Origin of the sequence: Terrisporobacter mayombei, assembly GCF_020748465.1 — a bacterium.
GTDB classification, from domain to species: Bacteria; Bacillota; Clostridia; order Peptostreptococcales; family Peptostreptococcaceae; genus Terrisporobacter; species Terrisporobacter mayombei.
The window spans coordinates 571,803-594,974 of sequence record NZ_JAHZMP010000003.1 but is presented as its reverse complement, the minus strand read 5'-3'; the positions used below and the strand labels follow the sequence as shown (position 1 = coordinate 594,974).

Sequence of the window (23,172 nt, the reverse complement as noted above, 5' to 3'; positions counted from 1 at the left end):
ACGGATTTACCTGAAGCGATAGCGAAGGTATATCGTTGGCGATATGTAATTTTTAATAAAGATTATGTGGTTATTATAGCAAAGAGGATACACCTGTTCCCATTCCGAACACAGAAGTTAAGCTCTTAAGCGGCGATGGTACTTGGGGGGCGACCCCCTGGGAGAGTAGCACGTAGCCACGTAATCTTTTTTATTAGAAAAATATAAATGAGACCGAGGATTTTAAACAACAATCATCGGTCTTATTTTTATAGATAAATTTATAAGGAGAAGTTATGGAAAATTATATTTTGAATAAATTAGAAGAATTAAGAGATGATAATTTGACATCTTTTCATGTACCAGGTCATAAGATGGGGAAAGTTTTTCAAAAACTAGGATATAAAAATATTTTAGAAAAAATATACACTTTAGATACAACTGAGATAGATGGAACTGATAATTTACATAATGCAAAAGAAATTATAAAAGAATCGCAAGATAGATCAGCAATGGTTTTTAACAGTTATAAAACAATTTATTTGGTTAATGGAACTACTTGTGGTATAGAGGCATCTATTATGGCGGTTTGTAATCCAAAATCAAAGATAATTGTAAATAGAGATTGTCATCAATCAGTTATAAATGCATGTATATTAGGAGATATAGAGCCAGTATACATAAAGTCTAAGGTGTGTAAGAAGACAAATATAATAATGGGTGTAGATGTGAAAAATACAAAGTCAGTAATAGATAACAACTTAGATGCAAAGGCCGTAGTGCTTACTTATCCTACTTATTATGGAAGGACATTTGATTTAAAAGCTGTATGCGATTATGCCCATAGCAAAAATATAATTGTAATTGTTGATGAAGCACATGGAGCACATTTACAATTAAGCGACAATCTACCTAAATCAGCCATAGAACAAGGAGCAGATATAATAATTCAAAGTACTCATAAGACATTACCATCATTTACTCAATCTTCTATGATGCATATAAAAGGAAACAGAGTCGATAAAAATAAAATAGGAGCTATGTTAAGGTTTTTAGAATCTTCAAGCCCCTCATACGTACTTTTAACTTCGCTGGAATTAGCAGTAGATATATATGATAAGTATGGAATAAAATTAATGGAGGATTTACTTAGTAATATAGATAATTTTAAAAGTAAATTTAGAAATAATGAAAATATTATAATTGATAACAATATGGATGAAACAAAGATTTTTGTTTCTTTAAAGAAATTAGGTATTACAGGGTATGAGTTAGATACTATCTTAAGAGAAAAATATAAAATTCAAGTTGAACTATCTAATTATTATGGAATTTTATTAATATGTACCATTGCCAATGATGAAGAGGACTTTATTAGATTAGAAAAGGCATTGGATGATTTAATTTTAAATATAAATAAAAAGAAGTTATTGGAGGATACAAATTATCCAGAAAGTATTCCTGAAAAAGTACTAAATCCAAGACAAGCATTTTATAGTGATAAAAAAAGTGTTAAGTTAGAAGATAGTGTTGGAAAAGTAAGCGGAGAATATATAATACCATATCCACCAGGAATAAGTTTAATTTCACCTGGAGAAATAATTACACAAGAAATTATTACTTATATCCAGCAGGGGGTTAAAAGTGGTATGATAGTAAGTGGCATTAAAGATGTTAACTTAGGATGTATAGATGTTATTGACATAAATCAAAACTATTTTTAGCTATTGAAAGAACGGGAGGGAAATATGGGCAAAATTTTTTGTTTAATGGGAAAAAGTAGTTCAGGTAAAGATACAATATTTAAAGAGATAAACGATGATAAGGACTTGGATTTAAAGCCAATTGTATCTTACACAACGAGACCTAAGCGTACAAATGAAACTAATGGTGTAGAATATTTCTTTATTAATACAGATGAATTAAATAAATTTGAAAAAGAAAATAAAGTAATAGAAAAAAGAGTGTATCACACGATACATGGCGATTGGTTCTATGGAACTATAAATGATGGACAGATAGATTTAAATAAAAACAATTATTTATTAATAACAACATTAGAAGCTTATAAGAGTTTAAGAGATTATTTTGGAGATGATAAGGTATGTCCATTTTATATTGACATAGAAGATGGAGTTAGGTTAGAGAGAGCCTTAGAAAGAGAAAGGAAACAGGATAAGCCTAATTATGATGAGTTGTGTAGAAGATTTTTAGCAGACAATAAAGATTTTAGTGATGAAAATTTATCAAACCTAGGTATTAATAAACTTTATATAAATGAAAACTTAGAAAATTGTATTAATGATATAAAAAAAGATATCTTAAATTTAATACAATAATAACGAAAAAGGGATATAATAATATCTCTTTTTTTATTATTAAAATTATAAATTAATTGTTTTTTATATAAATTACAAAAAGTGTATAGAATAAATATAGAAATAAGTTGATTATTTGTTATAATATAAGATAATTACTACAAAAATAAAAAATTACTCTGTGGAGAAAATAGATATGTATTTTGAAAATATAAAAGGACAAGAGTTTGCTAAAAAATATATGAACAACTCTATAAAAAAGGGCAAAATAAACCATGCATATATGTTTGAAGGTATAGAAGGAATAGGAAAAGAAACTTTTGCTAAAGAATTGGCAGAAATACTTCTTGAAACTCCTCATCTTGAAAATGCCCCAGACTGTATAAGAGTGAAACCTGATGGTAATAGTATAAAAATAGCTCAAATAAGAAATTTACAATCAGACATTGTTATTAAGCCGCATAAGAAATACAAAATCTATATAATAGATAAAGCTGAAAAAATGACTGTAGAGGCTCAAAATGCATTGTTAAAAACATTAGAAGAACCACCTGAATATGCTATAATTATTCTTGTCACTAATAATAAAGAAAGTTTGTTACCAACAATAAGATCTAGATGTGAAGTGATAAAATTTACACCAATTTCTTTTGTTGAAGTAAAAAACTATTTAGTTAGTCAAGGAGTAGAAGAGAATAGAGCGAATCTTTTATCAGCATTTTCTAGAGGGAGTATGAAAAAAGCTTTAGAATTATCTAGTTCTAATGATTTTTATGAAATGAAAGAAAGCGTTCAAAATTATATAGAAACAATATTAAGTAAGAATATGGTTGAAATTCTTGATATACCTAGTCAAATGGAAAAGTATAAGAGTGAAAGCATAACAGTACTTGATATGATGATTAATTATTTTAGAGATATAATGATTTGCAAAGAACATGTAGATAAAAATATGATAATAAATGCTGATAAAATAGTATTTATACAAAATGTGAGCACTAAAATTACATATTCTCAGGTATCTAAAATTATTGATATAATAGAAGATACTAAAATAAAAATAAAAGGTAATTGTAACTTTAATGTAAGTATACAAGTAATGTCTTTAAATATATATGAGGTGATTAAATGATAAATATTGTAGGAGTAAGATTTAAAAATGCAGGGAAAATATACTACTTTGATCCAGTTGATTTTGCAATAGAAAAAGATATGGATGTTGTAGTTGAGACTGCAAGAGGATTAGAATACGGAACTGTTGTTGTTGGTAAGAAAGAAATAGATGAAGAAAGTTTAGTTTCACCATTAAAACCCATCATAAGAATTGCTACAGAAGAAGATACTAAGATATATAAAGAAAATAAGGAAAAAGCTAAAGAAACTTTTGAATTATGCTTACAAAAAATTAAAGAACATGAGCTTACAATGTATTTAATAGATTGTGAATATACTTTTGATAGAAATAAACTAATTTTCTACTTCACGGCAGAAGGAAGAATAGATTTTAGAGAACTAGTTAAAGATTTGGCTGCAATATTTAAGACAAGAATAGAACTTAGACAAATTGGAGTTAGAGATGAAGCAAAATCAATAGGTGGACTTGGACCTTGCGGAAGAAGCCTTTGTTGTTCTTCATGGCTTGGAGATTTCCAACCAGTATCAATTAAAATGGCTAAAGATCAAAGTTTATCATTAAATCCAACTAAAATATCAGGAATATGCGGAAGACTTTTCTGTTGCTTAAAATATGAGCACGATGTTTATGTGGAAGCTATAGAAAAAGTTCCACCAGTTGGATCTATAGTAAAAGTAGATGGTAATAAAGGTAAAGTTATAGAAACAAATCCTTTATTAGAACAAGCTAAGGTAGAATTTAACGATAAAACTATAAGAATATGCATGAAAGAAGAAATAAAAGTACTTCAAGCACCTAAGAAATGTGATGGTTGTGGAAAAGGAAAAGATTTAGATATTGATATGGCTACGCTAAAAGAGCTTAAAAAATTAGAGGACTAAAGTATAGGGGGATTATTTAATTCCCCTACTATTATTGTAAAGGAGAAATACATGGAGGTAAAAATAAAGGACACTGAAAGAATAGATGACTTGCAACTAAAAGGATTAAAAGTTATACAAGATAAAAATGGATTTTGTTTTGGTATAGATGCAGTTCTTTTAGCGAATTTTACTAAAGTAAAAAAGAAAGCAAAAGTTGTAGATTTAGGAACAGGAACAGGAATAATACCTGTACTTATAGCTGGAAAAAGTGAAGCTGAAAAAATCGTTGGCGTGGAAATACAAGAAGAAGTATGGGAAATGGCTAATAGAACAGTTAAACTAAATGACTTGCAAAATAGAGTTGAAATAGTAAAAGGTGATATAAAAACTATAGACAAGCAATTAGAAGTCCATGGATATCATGTGGCAACTTCTAATCCACCATATATGCATATGAATGGAATACAAAATCCAAATGACAAAAAGGCCATATCTAGACATGAGGTACTTTGTGATTTAGAGGATGTAATAAGATCAGCTTCGAGACTTGTAATGCCTAGAGGAAAGTTCTTCATGATACACAGACCTATAAGACTTGTTGATATAGTAACTTTAGGCAGAAAATATAACCTAGAACCTAAAGTCATACAATTTGTTCACCCAAGAGCAAATAAAGCACCTAATTTAGTTTTAGTTGAGTTTACAAAGGATGGTAGACCAGAATTAAAAATTTTAGATCCTTTATATGTTTACGATGAAAATGGAAATTACACAAAAGAAATAGAAGAAATATATGCAAATGAAAATATAGGAGAATAATAATGAGTGGGAAATTATATATATGTCCAACACCTATAGGAAATCTTGAAGATATAACATATAGAACTTTGAGAGTTTTAAATGAAGTTGATTTAATAGCAGCAGAAGATACAAGACATAGTGTAAAACTATTAAATCATTTCGAAATATCTAAGCCACTTACAAGCTATTTTGAGCACAACAAAGATTCAAAAGGAATATATTTAATAAATAAATTACTTGAAGGTGAAAATATAGCATTGATAAGTGATGCAGGAATGCCAGGAATTTCTGACCCAGGAGAGGATTTAATTAAGTTAGCAATAGAGCATAATATAGAAATAGATGTATTGCCAGGAGCAACAGCATTTGTTGTTGCATTAGTTGGATCTGGAATGAATACTCATAAATTTGCTTTTGAAGGTTTCTTAGATAGGGACAAGAAGATAAGAAGAAGTAGATTAGAAGAAGTAAAAGAAGAAGAAAGAACTATGATTTTCTATGAATCGCCTCATAGACTAAAAGATACTTTAAAAGATATGCTTAAAATTTTAGGAAATAGAGAAATATCAGTGAATAGAGAGCTTACTAAAAAGTATCAAGAAGTAATAAGACAAGATATTGAAACAGTTATAAATATATTTAATGAAAAAGACGTTAAAGGTGAATTTGTTTTAATTGTTGATGGATTTAAGGGCGAAAAAACTTTAGCTAATGATTATAGCAACTTAAGTGAAAGAGAATATGTAGAATCTCTTTTAGAGGATGGTATGAGTAAAAAGGATGCTATAAAAGTAGTTTGTAAAGAAAGAAAACTAAAAAAGGATGTTGTTTACAAGCAAGTACTAGACTTATAAAGAAGAGACGGGGTGATTTTATGGAGAACGGATCTAAGATAATTAATGGGATAAAAAGTAATAATGCCTGCGAAAAAATATGGGAGCTAGATGAAAGTGGAGTTTTAGAAGATATAATACCAGAAGCTAGTAGTATGAAAGAAGTAGGGCAGTGTAAATATCATAAGGTAGATTGCTTTAGTCATACTATTTATGCATTGGAAGAATTTGAAAAACTTATAGAAGAAAACAAATTTCCAACTCATCTAAATGAAGGTATATGGAAATACCTAAATACAATAGTAGAAGATGATATAAAGGTTTTAGATTTGTTAAAACTAGGTGTTTTTTTACATGATATAGGAAAATCAAAAGCAAAAACTATAGATGAAAATGGAAGAACACATTTTAAAGGACATGAAAAGTTTAGTGGAGATATTGCCATAGAAGTAGGAAAAAACCTTAATTTATCACAAAAATCCATAGAATTACTTTATAACTATACTAGATACCATATGTATCTTCTTACTATTTATAAAAAAAGTGATGCATCTCATGAAGTAATTGAAGAAATGTTTAATAAATTACAAGATGATGTTATTGGAGTAATGTTATTAGGGTTTGCAGATATTACTGCAACTAAAAAATTATTAGATCCAAAAGAAGATGAAGAAATTTTAAAATCATATATTTATTATATTTTAACTGTTTATCTATATAAATATAAAAAAAATGTATCCTTTTAATATTAAAAGGATACATTTTTTTTTACAAAATTGCTTTTGATTGTATTGGAGTTGATAGTATTACGGATGTTTTTGTTGAGCCGATTGTCTTAATACCATCAATAACACTTTCTAGTTCATACATATCTTTTACAATAACTTTTAGAAGAGAACAGTCGTCTCCAGTAACATGGTGACATTCAACTATTCTAGGGTCATTTCTTGCAGCTTCTAAAAATGCAACATATTTATCGCTAGGTAGCGATATATGTATAAATGCTTTTATTACTCTTCCTAAAGCATCTGGATTAACTATAGCTTTATATCCTTCTATAACACCAGATTCTTCTAATCTCTTTACTCTTTCTGAAACAGCAGGAGAAGTTAATCCTACTATTTTACCTAAATCTTTCATAGAAATTCTACCGTCTTTTTGTAAGATCTCTATGATTCTGTAATCTGTTACATCCATTGATAGGCCCCCTTTTATTATTATAATGTATATTATAAGCGTTTTTTTGAATCTAGCAAGTCAGATTTTAGTGTCCAAAGGTTGTCCGATAAATCAACTTTATATTCTTTAGGGTTAGAAAATCTTTTATAAGCATCCCAAAGAGTATTAAATTGGTTATTAACATATTTTTTAACTTCATTAACGCTTTTAGAAACGTATTTGCACTCACCATTTTTAAATAGTGGTTTTTGAAGTTCTTTTATTGTGTAGTTATGGAAGGTTTTATGCTTCCAAGTATATGTAGGGTCAAAAATCGTTAATGGTTTACTTGTATCGATTTTTTCATCATGAAGCATGATTAAATCAGCTTCAGCCATATTGTCTTCATTATATATCCTTACTACTTTTTTAAATCCTGGATTATTTATTTTTTCTGGCTCTTCAGAAACTTTTATTTTAGGAACTAGCGTATCACCATCATAAGAACCAGCTAGTTTATAAACTCCTCCTAAAGATGGTGATTCAGCCGATGTAATTAATTTTGTACCAACACCCCAAGAGTTTATTGCTGCGCCACTTGATTTTAAGCTGGCAATAGTATACTCATCTAAATCATTGGAAGCAGTATATGATAAATCAGTATAACCAGCTTCTTCAAATAATTTTTTTGCTTCAACAGATAAGTATTGTAAATCCCCGGAATCTATTCTAATTCCCATTGGCTTATGCCCCTTAGCTTTTAGTTCATCAAATACTTTTATAGCATTTGGAACACCGCTTTTTAGGACATCATATGTATCAACCAATAATAAACACTTGTCTGGGTAAACATCCGCGTAAGCACGGAAAGATTCTAATTCATTGTCAAATTTTTGAACCCAGCTATGAGCTTGAGTTCCAATAACAGGTATGTCAAACATTTTCCCAGCTAATACATTAGCAGTTCCGGTACATCCTCCTATTACGGCAGCCCTTGCTCCATAAGTACCTGCATCTGGTCCTTGAGCACGTCTAAGACCGAACTCAAAAACAGGATCTCCAGCAGCAGAATAACAAACTCTAGAAGCTTTAGTAGCAATCAGTGATTGGAAATTCACTATTGTAAGTAAAGCAGTTTCTATTAATTGAGCTTGATATAAAGGTGCTTTAACTGTTATTACAGGCTCTTTTGGGAACATTATAGTCCCTTCTTCTACAGCATATATATCCCCAGTAAATTTAAAATCTTTTAAAAAGTCTAAGAATTTATCAGAAAATAAACCTAGGCTTTTTAAGTATTTTAAGTCATCATCTGAAAAATGAAGATCATTAATGTATTCTACTAATTGTTCTATACCGCAAATAATAGTATAGCCACCATTACAAGCGTTTTTCCTGAAGAACATATCAAATACTACTATGTCTTCATGAATATTCTTCTCATAGTACCCATTTAACATAGTTAATTGATACAAATCAGTAAGAAGTGTTAAATTTCTCATGGTATTTCTCCTTAAACATTTAAATAAATTAAAAAACCTTATACTTATACTAAAACATAATATACCTCAACTTTCAAGCATAAAGTATATGTAGAGTATTATAAAATAAGACATCATTTATTTTAAGTATACATCATAAAATGGTTTAAAGGAGGGGGATTCATATTAATAAATTATGGTTTTATATGATAGTCCTAGGTATAGTTGGGAGTATATGTTTTAACAATTTACCAGAAACAAATCAGGCAATACTAAATGAGGGTACAAGGGCTATTGAATTCGCCATAACATTGGCTAGTGTGATGGCGCTTTGGATGGGAGTAATGAATATTGCAAAAGACTCAGGGTTGATAGATAAAATAGCAGATAAAATGAGTCCGTTAATGAAAAAATTATTTCCTACTGTTCCTAAAAATCACAAAGCCATGTCTTATATGATTATGAACATGGTATTAAATATGTTGGGGGCAGGAAATGGAGCAACGGCCTTTGGATTAAAAGCCATGAGTGAACTACAAACATTAAATCCAAATAAGAAAAAGGCCTCTCCTGATATGATAATGTTTCTAGTTATTAATATTTCATCCATACAGTTAATTCCTTTTACTATGTTAAAAATAAGAATAGATGCAGGTAGCGCAAATCCTAATTCTATAATTTTAACTACTTTATTTGCAACAATTATATCCACAATAGTTGGAGTTATAAGTTGTAAATTATTACAAAGGAGGTATAGATGATGTTAGATTATTTTTCTAATATAGCCATACCTGTAATAATTTTATTTATTGTTATCTATGGTAAGAAACAAAAAATAGATATATATGAAAGCTTTATAAATGGGGCTATAGAGGGATTAAAAACTGCATGGAACATATTACCCTATATAATAGGAATATTTTTAGCTATTGGAATTTTTAAATCAGGAAGAGGAATAGAAGTTTTGGAATACATATTTTCACCTGTAGCCCAACTATTAAATATACCAAAGGAATTAATAGGACTTATAATTGTAAAACCTTTATCTGGAAGTGGAGCCTTGGGGGTATATGCAGAATTAATTCAAAGAGTCGGAATTGATTCCCTTACAGAGCAAATGGGATCTACTATGGTTGGAGCATCGGAAACAATTTTTTATACAATGGCCATTTATTATGGAAGTCTAAAAATAAAAGATACAGGATATACTTTGTTTTGTGCATTGTTATGTCATATAGCCGGTGTGCTAGCATCTGTTTATATTTGTTATTTTTTCCTTACATAGAGGATAATTGTTGACAATAAATTATAAATTTACTAAAATTAAAAACATAGTATTAAAAGTTGGCAAGGCTCAAATCTCAAACGATACATACTTGCTATTGCTTCGGATAAATCCGTTGCTCAAAAGAATTAATTAATATTTGTATCAAAACCTTGATTTTGAGAATAATATTTAATACATATTTAAAAATTAAATATAATAAAAGCTGAGAAGAGAAGAGTAAGTAAGAATTTTTTCTACAGAGAGCTAGGTTAGGTGGAAGCTAGCGCTAAAAGAATTACTGAATATGGCCTTGGAGCTTTTTATCCGAAATAATTTAGGATAAAACATTTAGACATGTTACAGTCTACTAAGATATCTATTGTGAAAATAGTTTTTTCAAGCAACGTGAAAATTTTCATGATAAATAAATTAGGGTGGTACCGCGAATAATCTCGCCCCTATGGATTCCATAGTGGCGAGTTTTTTATTTATAAAAAATAATAATACACAAGGAGGAAATATAAATGACTAAACCAACATTTTATATAACTACGCCTATATACTATCCAAGTGGTAGATTACACATAGGTCATACTTATACTACTGTGGCAACTGATGCTATGACTAGATTTAAAAGATTTTGTGGTTATGATGTAAAATTCTTAACAGGAACAGATGAGCACGGTGAAAAAATTCAAAAGAAAGCTATAGAGCAAGGTGTAAGTGAAATAGAATACCTAGATGGGATGATAGCTGGAATAAAAGATTTATGGAAGACTATGGACATATCTTATGATGATTTCATAAGAACTACAGAAGACAGACATAAGGTTATAATACAAAAAATATTCACTAAATTATATGAGCAAGGTGATATATATAAAGGTGAATATGAAGGAAGATACTGTACTCCATGTGAAAGTTTCTGGACTGAATCTCAATTATTAGAAGGAGATAAATGCCCAGACTGTGGTAGAGAAACTTATTTAGCTAAAGAAGAGGCTTACTTTTTCAAATTATCTAAATACGAAGATAGATTAAGAGAATTATTCCAAAATCCTAATTTCTGTTTCCCAGAATCAAGAAAAAATGAAATGGTTGCTAATTTCTTAGACAAAGGTCTAGAAGATTTATGTGTAACTAGAACTACATTTGACTGGGGTATAAAAGTTCCTTTTGATGAGAAACACGTAATATATGTTTGGGTAGATGCTTTATGTAACTACATCACAGCATTAGGATACTTATCAGAAGATGATTCTGAAATGAAAAAATACTGGCCAGCAAATATCCAAGTTGTTGGTAAAGAGATAATGAGATTCCATACAATAATATGGCCAGCATTATTAATGGCTTTAGATTTACCAGTGCCACATCAAGTATACGGTCATGGATGGATATTATTCGGAAATGATAAAATGAGTAAGTCAAAAGGAAATATAGTATATCCAGAACCAATGATTGAAAGATACGGAATAGATACACTTAAATATTTCTTACTTAGAGAGTTTGCTTTCGGACAAGACGGAAGCTACACTCATAGAAACTTTGTAACAAGAATAAATACAGACTTAGCTAATGATTTAGGAAACTTAGTGAGTAGAACTGTATCAATGGTGGAAAAATACAACGATGGTATAATACCAGAAGCTATAGAAGCTACTGAGTTTGATGCAAGTTTAAAAGAGCAAGCTAAATTATCAAGAGAAATATTTGAAACTCAAATGAATAAAATGCAATTCCATGAAGCATTAGAAGGTGCATGGAAGTTAGTAAGAAGAACTAACAAATACATTGATGAAACTATGCCATGGGCTTTAGCTAAAGATGAAGCTAACAAAGGTAAATTAGATGCAGTATTATACAACTTATGTGAATCTATAAGAATAATAGCTACACTAATAAATCCTATAATGAACACAACTGCTAACAAAATATATGACCAAATAGGAATAGCAGGACAAGAAGAATTAACAAACTGGGAAAGTACTAATGAATTTGGTTTAATTAAACCAGGAACAAAAGTACACAAAGGTCAAGCTTTATTCCCAAGATTGGATATTGAGAAAGAGGTAGAAGAATTGGAAGAATTATTTGCAGAAAAAACAGAAACAGTAGAAGAAGTAGCTCCATTAGAGCACAAAGAATTCATAGGAATAGAAGAATTAGATAAAGTAGAATTAAGAGTAGGTAAAATATTATCTTGTGAAAAGCATCCAAAAGCTGACAGACTTTTAGTTTCTCAAGTTAAAATAGGACCAGAAACTAGACAAATAGTATCTGGAATAGCTAAATGGTATAGACCAGAAGAAATGGTTGGAAAAGAAGTTATAGTAGTATGTAACTTAAAGCCAGTTAAATTAAGAGGTGTTGAATCTCAAGGTATGATATTAGCTGCAGGAAATGACGGAGACGATTTAATAGTTCCAGTTGCAACTGGAGCAAATGATGGTAGTGAAGTTAGATAAGGAGATGTAACTATGTTATTTGACTCACATGCTCACTTAAATGATGAGAGATTTGATGGAGATAGAGAAGAGTTAATCTCTTCTCTTCAAGGAAAAGGTGTAGATTTAGTTGTAAACCCAGGTGCATGTATAGCAACATCTATTAGCAGTATAGAACTTGCTAAAAAATATAATTTTATATATGCAGCAGTAGGAGTTCATCCTCACGATGTGGGAGAATTAGATGAAACAACTATTGATACTCTTAGAAAATTAGCAACAGAAAATGAAAAAGTAGTCGCTATAGGAGAAATAGGATTAGATTATTACTATGATAATTCTCCAAGAGAAGTTCAAAAAGAATGGTTCATAAAACAAATTGAACTAGCTAACGAACTAAAGTTACCTATAATAATTCACGACAGAGATGCTCATGGAGATACTTTTGAAATAATCAAAAAGTATAAAAGTCCAGACATAGGTTGCGTGCTACATTGTTATAGTGGGAATGTGGAATTAGCTAGAGAATATGTGAAAATGGGATGTTATATATCTTTATCTGGAACAGTTACTTTCAAAAATAATAAAAAGACTAAAGAAGTAGCAAGAGAAATTCCTTTAGACAGATTACTTATAGAAACGGATTCTCCATATATGGCACCAACACCACATAGAGGAAAAAGAAATGACCCTTCATTAGTACAGTTTGTAGCTGATACAATAGCTATTGAAAAAGGAATTTCTTATGAAATAGTTTGTGAATCAACTAAAGAAAGTGCGAAAAGATTCTTTAATATAAAATAATAAAAAGACTTATATCAATTAGATATAAGTTTTTTTATATATAAATATATTTTTCATATATACATAATCGTATTAACTGTATAATATATAGTTATACAGTTAATACGATTTATATAAAGGGGAGTATTTATGTTTGATTTATCAGAACGTTCATTTAAACTAATTAATATTCTTTTAGTAATGTTTGTTCCAATTATTTCAATATTTATTTTTGAAACAGTATTTATAGCTATAAGAAATATAAAAAATAAATTTATAAAACACAGATAAAAGGAGGGCTTATGAGAGTAATTATTTCAAGTAATTCAGACTTGCCAATATATTTGCAAATTGTAAATCAAATAAAAGAGCAAATATTAAGTGGCAAAATACAAGAAAATCAGATGTTGCCTTCTATGAGAGCATTGGCAAAAGACTTAGGGATTAGTTTTATAACTACTAAAAGATCTTATGAAGAATTAGAAAGACAAGGCTTGATTAATACGGTTCCAGGTAAAGGTTGTTTTGTGTCTCACTTCAATAAGGAACTAGTATATGAAGCTAAAATGAGAGAAATAGAAGAAAAATTAGAAGAAGCTATAAGTTTATCTAACAGTTTAGGATTGTCAAAAGAAGAGCTAATTTCTACGTTAGAAAATCTTTATGAGGGGGAATAGAATGTTAAGATTAGAAAATATAAGTAAAAAATTTGATGATTTTGAGTTGAAAAATATATCTTTTCATTTAGAGGAAGGATTTATAATGGGTATTATAGGTCCGAATGGATCAGGAAAAACAACTTTGGTTAAATTAATAATGAATTTACTACAAGCTGACGAGGGAAAAATTTATTTTCAGGGAAAAGATATATCAGAGAACCCTAAAGAGTTTAAAGAGAATATAGGATTTGTTTATGATAATTTATATTTTTATGAAAATCTAAAAGTTAAAGATTTTAAAAATACAGTTTCATCATTTTATTCAAAATTTGATAGTGATAAGTTTGATAATTACTTATTAAGATTCAAAATAGATAAGAATACAAAAATAAAAAATTTATCTAAAGGCCAAAATATAAAGCTTATGTTAGCAAATGCCCTTTCCCATGATGCCAAGTTATTGATATTAGACGAACCAACATCAGGCCTTGATCCTATTTTTAGAAAAGAAATGATAGAGATACTTCAGGAAGAGCTGGAAAATGGAGATAAGAGTGTTATCATATCAACTCATATTACGCAGGACTTAAGCAGAGCAGCAGATTATATAACTTTTATAAATAATGGAGATATAGTATTTAGTCAAGACAAGGATACTATAAATGAAAATTATAAAATAATTAAGGGTAGCAAAGAAGAATTAGATATCCTAGATAGTGTTCTTATAAATAGAAAAGACACAGCTTATTATAGTGAAGGTTTAATTATAGACAATAATTTAGGTGTGGATAATGATAATATTCAAAATGCAAGTTTAGAAGACATTATTTACTATTATGGAAAGGAGTTAGGAAATGATTAATTTACTAAAAAAAGATCTAATTGCTTGCTTTAAAGCAGATATAAAAACAATATTAAAACTTATAGTAGGTATACTTATATTTTCTTTTATTTTGTTTCCTATAGCATCAATAATGATACCACTTTTTATAAGTTATATATTTATACTTAGAAGTTTCTATCTAGATGAACTTAATAAATGCGATTATTTCTTCAATAGTTTACCTATAGAAAAAGAGGATATAGTTTATAGCAAATATATACTTGCTACAATAGTAATTGTGACTTCTTTCATACTCACTTTTTTCTATTCAAAAATTATGAACTATATGTGGGGATTTAATAATTTTAATATAGATTCAGCATTATCTATTTTAAGTGTGATTCTTTTTTTAATCTCAATTTTATTTCCAATAATGTTTAAGTATGGGTATAGAAAATCTTATGTGCTGATAAATTTAATTATTGCAGTAATAATAATTATAAGTATGTTTAGTTTTATGGGCAATGGTGTTGAGTCTGATGTTACAGAGAACGTATCAACTTTAAAAGATAATAGTTTAATTATAAAGACTGGGGTATCTATGCTTTTATATTTAATTTCAATGGGTATTTCAAATAAGATATACATAAAAAAAGAAATAGCAAGTTAAGTGGGGGATATAAAAATGAATAAAAAGTTTATAAAAGTTAGTTTAATAATATGTATACCACTAATATTATTAATTGGATTTTTTACTCTGCTACCAAATAGTGATAATTATTCTGATGAATGGGAGAATGATATTGAAATCACGTATAAAGATTGTAAGGAAAAAAAATATAATCATGTCGTAAGTATTATAGTAAAAAATAATTCGAAAAATATAGCCAGCTTAGGAGAAATGAAGCTTAGCTTTGACTACAATTATGAAGATATAGCAGAAAAAAATTTAGGTGAATTTTATATAAGAGGATATGAAAAAGATGCATGGGATGATAATAAAGTTATGGGCATAGACCCTGGAAAAGAAGAAGAAATTATTTTTAAAATTCCAAAGGGTATTAAAATAGATAAAGATTATTATAATCTAAACAGAATAATAATAGATTATGATGTTAGCTTTTACAAGTTTAGAACAAGCCCAAATAGGTTATTCATAGGAGCAGGACAAATGGGAGGAAGTATAACCCTAGGGGAAAAATATTAATTTGACATACTTTTTATTGATAACTATTATCAATTATGATATTATATAATTATGATAATCAATATCAATAAGGAGACTGTGTTATGAATTTAAACTGTAATAAAAATTGTTGTGAAAATAAATCAAATTCAACATATATAAAAAGAATACTAGAAATGATAGGTGCTGTAATTTTGGGATCAAAACCAGCAGAAATTATAAATGTACCAGGTAGTAGTGAGGAAAAAGAAGTAAAGCTTGCTCAAGTAAAATCTTTTTTCAGTCATTGTTCTAGAGTTACATACAGAATAATTACTACACATGATGGAGGAAAAAGAGTTTTATTTATTAACGAAGAATCTATGGATAAAGTACTGTCAAATAAAAGATGTATAAACTTCTTGAAATTTGTTGGGTATTCATCTGAATGTAGATTGAATGATTATATGGATGAGCTAGTATATAGACTTCAATCTGAAGAATTTCCACATGAAATTGGAATATTTTTAGGGTATCCTCTAAAAGATGTATTAGGGTTTATGGGGTATGGTAAAAACGAATTGATAGAAATACGTAACTGGAGAATTTATGGGGACCAAAAGGCTTCTGATGAAGTTTATAATAGTTTTATGAGAGATAAAGCTATTATGAAGGGAATGGTTCAAACTATGAACATAACCGAATTAAGAAGAGCTATATAGCCTTTAGAATTAACAAATGTCTGCATAGTGAAGACACTATTTTATAAATAAATAGTGTCTTTTTTATATCTATTTTTAAGTTTCTATAAGTAGTGTAAAATAAAATAGAAAAATTTATAACTTTTTATTGTTTTCATCAGTCTAATATGTGAAGGGAGGCATAGTATGGATGAAAAACTAGTCAAAAAAGCAATTAGAGGAAACTTTAATGCTTATAGTATTTTAGTACACGGCCTAAAAGAGGAAGGATATAAATTAGCATATACAATATTAAACAATGAGCACGATAGCATGGATGCATATTTACAAGCAGTGGAAAAGGGTTTAAAAAATATTACTAATCTAAAAGAATCACAGTATTTTAAAACATGGTTTTTAAAAATCGTGATAAATGAAGCAAAAAATATTATTGCTAAAAATAGTAAAGTTATTTTCCTTGATGAAATAGAAGAAAGAAGAGAAGCAAAGTACGAAGATAAAGAGTCTAAGTTAGACTTGGAAATATGTTTGCAAAAAGTAGATTCTCAAAGTAGGCAAATGATAAAACTCAAATATTATATGGGATATAAGCTGGAAGAAATAGCAACAATTTTGGCTGTGCCTATAGGAACGGTGAAAGGAAAAATGTATAGTGCACTTAAAGATATGAAAAAAGAGTTGGAGGTGAGATAATATGAAAATTGATGATAAAGAAATAGAAAAATTATTAGAAGATTTTAATGGTGAGAATATAAAAGTTCCTGATGAACTTGATGAAAAATTAAATATGAAGTTGAAAGAGTTAAAACCTAATAAGAAATATAAAAAATTGATATATGCATCAGTTATATCTATTTTAGTAACATGTGTTTCATATGGTACTATTCCATCTTTTAGAACTTTTGGAGATACAGTATTTAAATATATATTTGGAGATATTGGTGTAGAAAATGCTGTGAATTTTGGGTATGTTGGTTCGAAAAAACAAAATATAAAAATAGGTGACTATGATATAAGAATTGAAAATATGTATATAGACAACCTAAGAATTAGTTTTGATGCAATAATAGAAAATGATGTAGAGAATATGTCAGGTAGAAGTGTTCTATATGTTGAGGGACTTGAGAGTGATGAAATAACAATAAATAATGGAGGTTTTAATAAAGAACTAAAGGCAAATGTTTTAATAATTGGAGATGGAGTAGCTGAAATAATAAAAAATAAAAATGAATTAGAAGTTGAATTGAAACTAGTAAATCATAATAATACTAAAGATGAGATATTAGGAAAATCAAAAATGACTATAGAAATACCAAAGGAAATGAAAACCAGTGAAAACATAGAAATAAATAAAACTATAAATGAAAAAAATCTAAATTTCAATATAGAAAAAATAGAAGCGTCTCCAACTATGATGTACTTATATACTAGTGGAAAAGTAAAAGGTATAGGAAATATTCAAGGGGTGTATAATTTCAAAATAACATCTAATAATGGAGAATTATATAAAGAAAATATAGCATTAGCTGGAATGGGACATAAAGATGGATATAAACAGAGTATAGTTCCATCAGTTTATTATGATAAAAGTAAAAAATTTAAAAGCTGAAGGGGTTCTTGTTGATGCTAATAAGAAAGTAAAAATTGACTTAAATGATAATTACCCTAAAGTGATAGATTATTTTGGGACTAGAGTAACTATTAAAGACGTTAAATATGAAAATAATAGACTAGTAGTTGAAGTTTTGAATAATGATGATATTTCTTATATGGGTGTAAGTTATATAGATAAAGAGAGTACAATAGAAGGTTATTATAGTGATTCAATTCATGGGCTTGTATTTGATATAGATAAAAGAGATAGTTATGATTTAGATTTAGCAATAATTCTAAAGCATAAGATACCTATAAATATGGATATAGAAAATACGTTAATTGAAGAATAAGTTTAAAAAGGAGCATAAACATGAAAGTAGTCAAAAATATTATAACTTGTACAATAATATTGATGGTTTTATTTGTAGCTGGATGTAATGATATTAACAATAAAATATAGACAAAATTGCACTTGAAGAAGCTAAAATAATAGTAGCTAATGAAGGATATTCTTTAGAATCAGAAACACTTAGTGAGTCGGACATTTTAATAGGAGATTCAGGTGTATTTGAATTGATAAAAAAAGCTAGCATAGAAGGTGGGTATTCTAAGGATGACTTTAATTCAATGACAGAAGATAGGAAAGTTGTATCGTATAAATTAAAGGAAAAATCTAAATTTAAAGATAGACCAATAATGTTATGTTTAGTTATAGATAAAGATAAGGTAATAGGAGCCTACTTAGATTATGATGGGTATTATCCGAGTATTGCACCTATTAATTTTAAAGAATATATCAAACAGTAAAAGCTTATATAAATAATAAAAAACAATAGCCTATATAGGCTACTGTTTTTTATTAAAGACAAGATTTTATATAATCAACAGGCACATCCATTCTAATAGCCACATTTTCAGCTGACATTCCTTTATTTATAAATCGTCTAACTACCTTATTGATATTTTCGCCAACTTCTATAATATGTTTATCAGGATCATAAAAGCGGACAACGCGCTGACCCCAGGAATGTTCAATAATAGGATGGACATAACATATTCCTGGAATTTGATTTAATTTTAAGATGAAATTATCAAAGTCATCTTCTTCAAAATATAACTCACTATTATTTGCGCCAAAGAAAACTTCATTTTTTGGCTTATGTATAAAACTACACCAAGACTCCTTTGTTTGAAGGGCTATTCCCCCAGTTAGAGTTACATTTGCACCAAAATCTAAAATAACATCCAATCCTAGAACAGTAGAATAAAATAGTTTAGACTTTTCTATGTCAGAAACTACGATTAATGGGTTAGCAAATTTCATATTAATTACCCCCTTGATTAAAATTATGTATTAATTAAATTCTAGCTGAAAACTGTAAGGGTTGTAAATAATAAAGTTTACATAGGAATAGTGATGGCTTATACTAATATTAATATTTTGATTTAATGAGGTGAATAGATGAAGTTAGATTTAGAAAATATGATATACATATTAATCTATATGATATTTTTTCTATCTGTCATAAGTTGTCTAGCTTATTTTTGCAAAAAAAGAATATCTCATCAAATTGAGTTTATTTTAATAAAAAATATATCTCTAGATATGTTTAAGTACTCTGAGAAACTAGAACCAAAAGAATATTTTAGTTATCAAAAGTATGATATTTGGAGGTATTGTAGCTTATTCTAATTGAAATGAAACATTTTATAAACAAAAATTAAAAATCAAAGGAGATAATAAAATGAATTTCATTTCAGGTATGTTACAAGATTTATTAAATATATTATTCAGTTTTACAGGAGATTTAGGGGTTGCCATAGTAGTTATAACTTTAATGGTAAAATTAATTTTAATGCCTCTATCTTTAAAACAAAAATTTGCGATGAGAAAACAACAAGACTTGGCAGAAAAAATGAATGACATAAAAGAAAAATACAAAAATAATGCTAAGGAAATGGAAAAGCATCTGCAGAAACATTCAATGGAAACTATGAAAAGTATGATGGGATGTTCAACAATTTTACTACAAATGCCAATAGTGTGTGCACTTTACCAGACATTTTTAAATATGCCAAATACGTCACCAAGTGTGTTAATACCATGGATTAGTAGTTTAAATGTTAGTGATAATTTATTTATAATACCTTGTATATATACTTTAACTATGTTGGCCCCAAATTTAATAAGTATGGTGCCTTATTTTAGAACAAGCTCACAAGTTATGTTTAATAAGCAAATGATTATGTCCACAGTTATTATGGGATTTTTGTTAACAGCAAGAACTCCTGTAGCGATAGGGCTATATTTTATAACAAGTAGTTTATATACTTTAGTGGAAGATATTTGCTTTAGAATATATGTAAAGAACAAAAATAATTTAAGTGTAAATTAATATATGATAAATACCTGTCTAGATTATATTTAGACAGGTATTTTATTTTGTGAAAATTCTTCATAAACATAATGTTTGAATAAATAAAAACATGGAAACTATAAAGGTATAAATCTAGAAGGAGAATAAGAAAATGAACTATGATGTAGTGATCGTAGGAGCAGGACCTGGAGGGGTAGCTGCTGCTCATAATTTAATAAATAGTAATATATCTTGTATATTAATAGACAAGCAAAAATTTCCGAGAAATAAACTTTGTGCGGGAGGCATAACTTATAAAACTTTTGAATTAATGAAAACTCTAAAGTTACACAATGAATTTAATACTGAAAATTCAGTATTAAGTGAAGGCGGCAGTTTATATTTAGAGTATAAACATATAGCAGATATAAAAACTAAGGGGTTAACTTATTTAGTAGATCGATTTGAGTTTGATGACTACTTAGTTAAAGAGTATAAGAAAAAGGGTGGCACTTTTCTAGAAGGTACTGGTGTTAGGCAAATTAATACAAAAGAAAATATAATAACTTTATCTAATGGTGAAGAAATTAAGTTTAAATATTTAATAGGTGCAGATGGAGCCATAGGAATAACAAGAAAGTTGGTTGATGAAAAATTTAATGCAAATGGATTTTGTCTACAAGTGGAAATAGACAAAGATGAGTTTAATTATGAAGGAAACAATATGTCTTTGTATTATGGAGTTATTCCACAAGGATATGCTTGGATATTCCCAAAGAAAAATAGCTTTACAATTGGATTTGGTGGAAATTATGATAAGAAAATAGATTATCATAAAGAGTTTGAAAAATTTTTAAGTAGCTTAGGTATAGTTTGTGAAAGAAGAGAATTTAAAGGAGCAATGCTACCTTTTGGTGAATATATAAAGACTCCAATTAATAAGGAAAAAAATTTATTATTAGTTGGTGATGCAGCTGGCTTAGTAGATCCGTTTACAGGAGAGGGAATATATTTTGCTATGCTATCAGGAATAAAAGCATCTAAGACGATTATTAATGCTTTAAGAACAAATGATAGAAACAAGATTTATAAATATATCGACGAAATTAATGAAATTACAAAAAGTATAAGTAAAGGTGCTAAGCTTAAGAAACTAGTTTATAAATTTAGAAAGCCTGTTTTTAACGCTATGAAAAATGAGAAGTTTGGAAGTCATATATTTAATGACTGTTTGTATGAATCAAATTATGATTTATTAGAAATTGTATTTCATCATAAATAAATACTTAAAAAGGGAATGTATACAAGTATTTTTTCTTGTAATACATTCCCTGGATTTGTATAAAAGCTATTAATAATCTAATTGTTTTAGACTTAGAAGAATGAAATTATTAGATTTTTGTTTTACCTTATAAATTTTCAATTTCTTTTCAATATCTTTATCGATTTTTTCTCTTTTTTCACCAGAAAAAAGTTCTCTAATAGCATCAATAACAGAAGCAATTACTGCAATAGTGCCTGCACTTCCAAGTTCAAACCCCATCATTTCTGTTTCTGAAAGTTGCCCTCTTATCATAGTATTTATTTGTTGGACTAAGTCTCCCTTTATTATGACATAGTCCCATTTTTCACTTAATCCAGTTAATAGTTCATCCTTAGTAAAAGCCTCAAATGGAGGATTTTCTTTTTCTAGTGAACTTATTTCATTTAATACATCTTCAGAAGATTTACCAAGTGTATTACCTATAGCCGATAAAACTTCACTGGAATATTTTTTTGCTTGTTTTTTAGTATGTTTTAATAATAAATCTCTATCAATACCAGTTTTTAAACTTACTTTATCTCTACTACAGTTATTTTTTTTCAAATACATATCTAGGTAATTCATAATTAGCCCCCTTGAAATTATTAATATTATAAAATGTATTTCTATACTCAAATTAAATAAACTTGCATGTAGATTGATTACTAAGGATGTTTCTTATAAATTTAAGTACTAGTAATGTAATTGTTTCAAAGTTAAAAATACTACATCATCAGACATACTACTTAGTTTATAAAGTCTAAGTTTTTTCTCAATTTCTCTATTATTTTTGTCGCAATTACTAAATAAATCCCTTACAGTTTCTATGGCAGAAGTAAGTATAGTTATACCACCACCACTTCCTAATTCAAATCCTAAAGTTTCTGTTTCAGAAAGTTGATTTTTCATTATATTATAAATCTCTTTTCCGTAAGTACCTTTAATAACTATGTAATCCCATTGTTCATTTAACCCCAATAATAATTCGCTAGGATTATAAGCTTCAAATGCTGGATTTTCTTTTTCTAAAGTCAAAAGATCATTTAATACATCACCAGGTGTTTTATTTATTGTATTAGCGATGGCTATTAGTACTTTGCCAGAGTATTTTTCAACAGTTCTCTTTGTATGGTTAGAGAGTAGCTGTTGACTTACTCCTGTTTTTTTATGAACATCATATCTTTTACAATTATTTTTTCTTAAATATAAGTCTAGATAGTTCATTTAATTTCTCCTTTAAAAATTTTACTACTAAAAAATATTTTACTAGTAATATATATTGTAGTGATAAAAATGTAAAATGTATACTATAAAATAGTAAAATGTTTTGGTATAAAAATATAATTTATATCAATTACATAAGAATGTATCTTTACATTTTTGTAAGAAAACAAAAATTGTATTGACTGAAGAGAAAAAAACATGTAATATGAAGTTAAGTTCACGTGAAGTTTATTTCACATGAACTTAACTTCATATTATGAATGATTGATATAGATAAGG

At 28.1% G+C, this 23,172-nt stretch carries 29 protein-coding genes, 1 rRNA gene and 1 other annotated feature; of the genes, 25 read left to right on the top strand and 5 right to left on the bottom strand.

Annotation, left to right across the window (positions count from 1 at the left end; genetic code table 11):
• Positions 1-65: 65 nt before the first annotated feature.
• From rrf to K0039_RS13590, 8 genes are all read left to right on the top strand, one after another.
• A 5S ribosomal RNA gene (rrf, locus tag K0039_RS13625) occupies positions 66-182 on the top strand.
• 93 nt (positions 183-275) lie between these two features.
• Positions 276-1,703, top strand: a complete 1,428-nt coding sequence (locus K0039_RS13620; protein WP_228105611.1) for an aminotransferase class I/II-fold pyridoxal phosphate-dependent enzyme — start codon at positions 276-278, stop codon at positions 1,701-1,703.
• Between the two features lie 24 nt (positions 1,704-1,727).
• Positions 1,728-2,318, top strand: a complete 591-nt coding sequence (locus tag K0039_RS13615) for a guanylate kinase (protein WP_228105610.1) — start codon at positions 1,728-1,730, stop codon at positions 2,316-2,318.
• A gap of 160 nt (positions 2,319-2,478) precedes the next feature.
• Positions 2,479-3,429 (top strand): DNA polymerase III subunit, encoded by a 951-nt coding sequence (locus K0039_RS13610; protein ID WP_228105609.1) that lies wholly within the window; start codon positions 2,479-2,481, stop codon positions 3,427-3,429.
• Entirely contained in the window at positions 3,426-4,313 is an 888-nt protein-coding gene (locus tag K0039_RS13605) for a PSP1 domain-containing protein (RefSeq protein WP_228105608.1), read from the top strand. Before K0039_RS13610 ends, K0039_RS13605 begins: the two co-directional genes overlap by 4 nt.
• A gap of 51 nt (positions 4,314-4,364) precedes the next feature.
• On the top strand, positions 4,365-5,114 hold the full coding sequence (locus K0039_RS13600; protein WP_228105607.1) for a tRNA1(Val) (adenine(37)-N6)-methyltransferase: 750 nt from the start codon (positions 4,365-4,367) through the stop codon (positions 5,112-5,114).
• A gap of 2 nt (positions 5,115-5,116) precedes the next feature.
• Positions 5,117-5,950 carry a 16S rRNA (cytidine(1402)-2'-O)-methyltransferase gene (gene rsmI / locus K0039_RS13595; RefSeq protein ID WP_228105606.1) on the top strand — a complete coding sequence of 278 codons (834 nt, stop codon included), beginning with the start codon at positions 5,117-5,119 and terminating at the stop codon, positions 5,948-5,950.
• A gap of 20 nt (positions 5,951-5,970) precedes the next feature.
• The gene (locus K0039_RS13590; RefSeq protein WP_228105605.1) at positions 5,971-6,675 is read left to right on the top strand and encodes an HD domain-containing protein; all 705 of its coding nucleotides are present in this window, start codon (positions 5,971-5,973) and stop codon (positions 6,673-6,675) included.
• A gap of 22 nt (positions 6,676-6,697) precedes the next feature.
• Here K0039_RS13590 and K0039_RS13585 read toward each other — a convergent pair whose 3' ends face one another.
• Both K0039_RS13585 and K0039_RS13580 read right to left on the bottom strand, forming a co-directional pair.
• On the bottom strand, positions 6,698-7,126 hold the full coding sequence (locus K0039_RS13585; RefSeq protein ID WP_018591994.1) for an Lrp/AsnC family transcriptional regulator: 429 nt from the start codon (positions 7,124-7,126) through the stop codon (positions 6,698-6,700).
• Positions 7,127-7,158: 32 nt separating this feature from the next.
• Positions 7,159-8,589, bottom strand: a complete 1,431-nt coding sequence (locus tag K0039_RS13580) for a nicotinate phosphoribosyltransferase (RefSeq protein WP_228105604.1) — start codon at positions 8,587-8,589, stop codon at positions 7,159-7,161.
• Positions 8,590-8,774: 185 nt separating this feature from the next.
• Between K0039_RS13580 and K0039_RS13575 the strand changes: the two genes are divergently transcribed.
• From K0039_RS13575 to K0039_RS13510, 14 genes are all read left to right on the top strand, one after another.
• Entirely contained in the window at positions 8,775-9,329 is a 555-nt protein-coding gene (locus tag K0039_RS13575; RefSeq protein WP_228105603.1) for a nucleoside recognition domain-containing protein, read from the top strand.
• Positions 9,326-9,853, top strand: a complete 528-nt coding sequence (locus tag K0039_RS13570) for a spore maturation protein (RefSeq protein ID WP_228105602.1) — start codon at positions 9,326-9,328, stop codon at positions 9,851-9,853. The genes K0039_RS13575 and K0039_RS13570 overlap by 4 nt, the downstream gene beginning before the upstream one ends.
• Positions 9,854-10,051: 198 nt before the next feature.
• Positions 10,052-10,298, top strand: a binding site (T-box leader).
• Positions 10,299-10,359: 61 nt separating this feature from the next.
• Positions 10,360-12,303, top strand: coding sequence for a methionine--tRNA ligase (gene metG, locus K0039_RS13565; RefSeq protein WP_228105601.1), 1,944 nt, complete (start codon positions 10,360-10,362; stop codon positions 12,301-12,303).
• A gap of 12 nt (positions 12,304-12,315) precedes the next feature.
• A complete protein-coding gene (locus tag K0039_RS13560; protein ID WP_228105600.1) occupies positions 12,316-13,086 on the top strand; it encodes a TatD family hydrolase in 771 nt (256 codons plus the stop codon).
• A gap of 129 nt (positions 13,087-13,215) precedes the next feature.
• Complete coding sequence (locus K0039_RS13555; RefSeq protein ID WP_228105599.1) at positions 13,216-13,356, top strand: hypothetical protein; 141 nt, start codon at positions 13,216-13,218, stop codon at positions 13,354-13,356.
• An 11-nt stretch (positions 13,357-13,367) separates the two neighbouring features.
• Entirely contained in the window at positions 13,368-13,742 is a 375-nt protein-coding gene (locus K0039_RS13550; RefSeq protein WP_228105598.1) for a GntR family transcriptional regulator, read from the top strand.
• 1 nt (position 13,743) lies between these two features.
• On the top strand, positions 13,744-14,586 hold the full coding sequence (locus K0039_RS13545) for an ABC transporter ATP-binding protein (protein WP_228105597.1): 843 nt from the start codon (positions 13,744-13,746) through the stop codon (positions 14,584-14,586).
• Complete coding sequence (locus K0039_RS13540) at positions 14,579-15,217, top strand: ABC-2 transporter permease (protein WP_228105596.1); 639 nt, start codon at positions 14,579-14,581, stop codon at positions 15,215-15,217. Before K0039_RS13545 ends, K0039_RS13540 begins: the two co-directional genes overlap by 8 nt.
• Before the next feature lie 15 nt (positions 15,218-15,232).
• The gene (locus tag K0039_RS13535) at positions 15,233-15,754 is read left to right on the top strand and encodes a hypothetical protein (protein WP_228105595.1); all 522 of its coding nucleotides are present in this window, start codon (positions 15,233-15,235) and stop codon (positions 15,752-15,754) included.
• An 83-nt stretch (positions 15,755-15,837) separates the two neighbouring features.
• Positions 15,838-16,434, top strand: coding sequence for a DUF3793 family protein (locus tag K0039_RS13530; protein WP_228105594.1), 597 nt, complete (start codon positions 15,838-15,840; stop codon positions 16,432-16,434).
• A 165-nt stretch (positions 16,435-16,599) separates the two neighbouring features.
• Positions 16,600-17,106 (top strand): sigma-70 family RNA polymerase sigma factor, encoded by a 507-nt coding sequence (locus K0039_RS13525; protein ID WP_228105593.1) that lies wholly within the window; start codon positions 16,600-16,602, stop codon positions 17,104-17,106.
• Between the two features lies 1 nt (position 17,107).
• A complete protein-coding gene (locus K0039_RS13520; RefSeq protein ID WP_228105592.1) occupies positions 17,108-18,022 on the top strand; it encodes a hypothetical protein in 915 nt (304 codons plus the stop codon).
• Entirely contained in the window at positions 17,994-18,359 is a 366-nt protein-coding gene (locus tag K0039_RS13515; RefSeq protein WP_228105591.1) for a hypothetical protein, read from the top strand. Before K0039_RS13520 ends, K0039_RS13515 begins: the two co-directional genes overlap by 29 nt.
• Before the next feature lie 223 nt (positions 18,360-18,582).
• Positions 18,583-18,816, top strand: coding sequence for a hypothetical protein (locus tag K0039_RS13510; RefSeq protein ID WP_228105590.1), 234 nt, complete (start codon positions 18,583-18,585; stop codon positions 18,814-18,816).
• 52 nt (positions 18,817-18,868) lie between these two features.
• On the opposite strand, the gene K0039_RS13505 is transcribed toward K0039_RS13510, so the two are convergent.
• Complete coding sequence (locus tag K0039_RS13505) at positions 18,869-19,333, bottom strand: VOC family protein (RefSeq protein ID WP_228105589.1); 465 nt, start codon at positions 19,331-19,333, stop codon at positions 18,869-18,871.
• A gap of 138 nt (positions 19,334-19,471) precedes the next feature.
• On the opposite strand from K0039_RS13505, the gene K0039_RS13500 reads away from it, so the two are divergent.
• The 3 genes from K0039_RS13500 to K0039_RS13490 all read left to right on the top strand — a co-directional run bounded on the left by K0039_RS13500 (position 19,472) and on the right by K0039_RS13490 (position 21,648).
• A complete protein-coding gene (locus K0039_RS13500; RefSeq protein ID WP_228105588.1) occupies positions 19,472-19,702 on the top strand; it encodes a hypothetical protein in 231 nt (76 codons plus the stop codon).
• 52 nt (positions 19,703-19,754) lie between these two features.
• On the top strand, positions 19,755-20,405 hold the full coding sequence (locus tag K0039_RS13495; protein WP_228105587.1) for a YidC/Oxa1 family membrane protein insertase: 651 nt from the start codon (positions 19,755-19,757) through the stop codon (positions 20,403-20,405).
• 133 nt (positions 20,406-20,538) lie between these two features.
• Positions 20,539-21,648: an NAD(P)/FAD-dependent oxidoreductase gene (locus tag K0039_RS13490; protein ID WP_228105586.1), complete on the top strand. Its 1,110-nt coding sequence runs from the start codon at positions 20,539-20,541 to the stop codon at positions 21,646-21,648.
• 69 nt (positions 21,649-21,717) lie between these two features.
• On the opposite strand, the gene K0039_RS13485 is transcribed toward K0039_RS13490, so the two are convergent.
• Positions 21,718-22,254, bottom strand: a complete 537-nt coding sequence (locus K0039_RS13485) for an XRE family transcriptional regulator (RefSeq protein ID WP_228105585.1) — start codon at positions 22,252-22,254, stop codon at positions 21,718-21,720.
• 108 nt (positions 22,255-22,362) lie between these two features.
• Positions 22,363-22,893: a helix-turn-helix domain-containing protein gene (locus K0039_RS13480; protein ID WP_228105584.1), complete on the bottom strand. Its 531-nt coding sequence runs from the start codon at positions 22,891-22,893 to the stop codon at positions 22,363-22,365.
• Positions 22,894-23,172 lie beyond the last annotated feature (279 nt).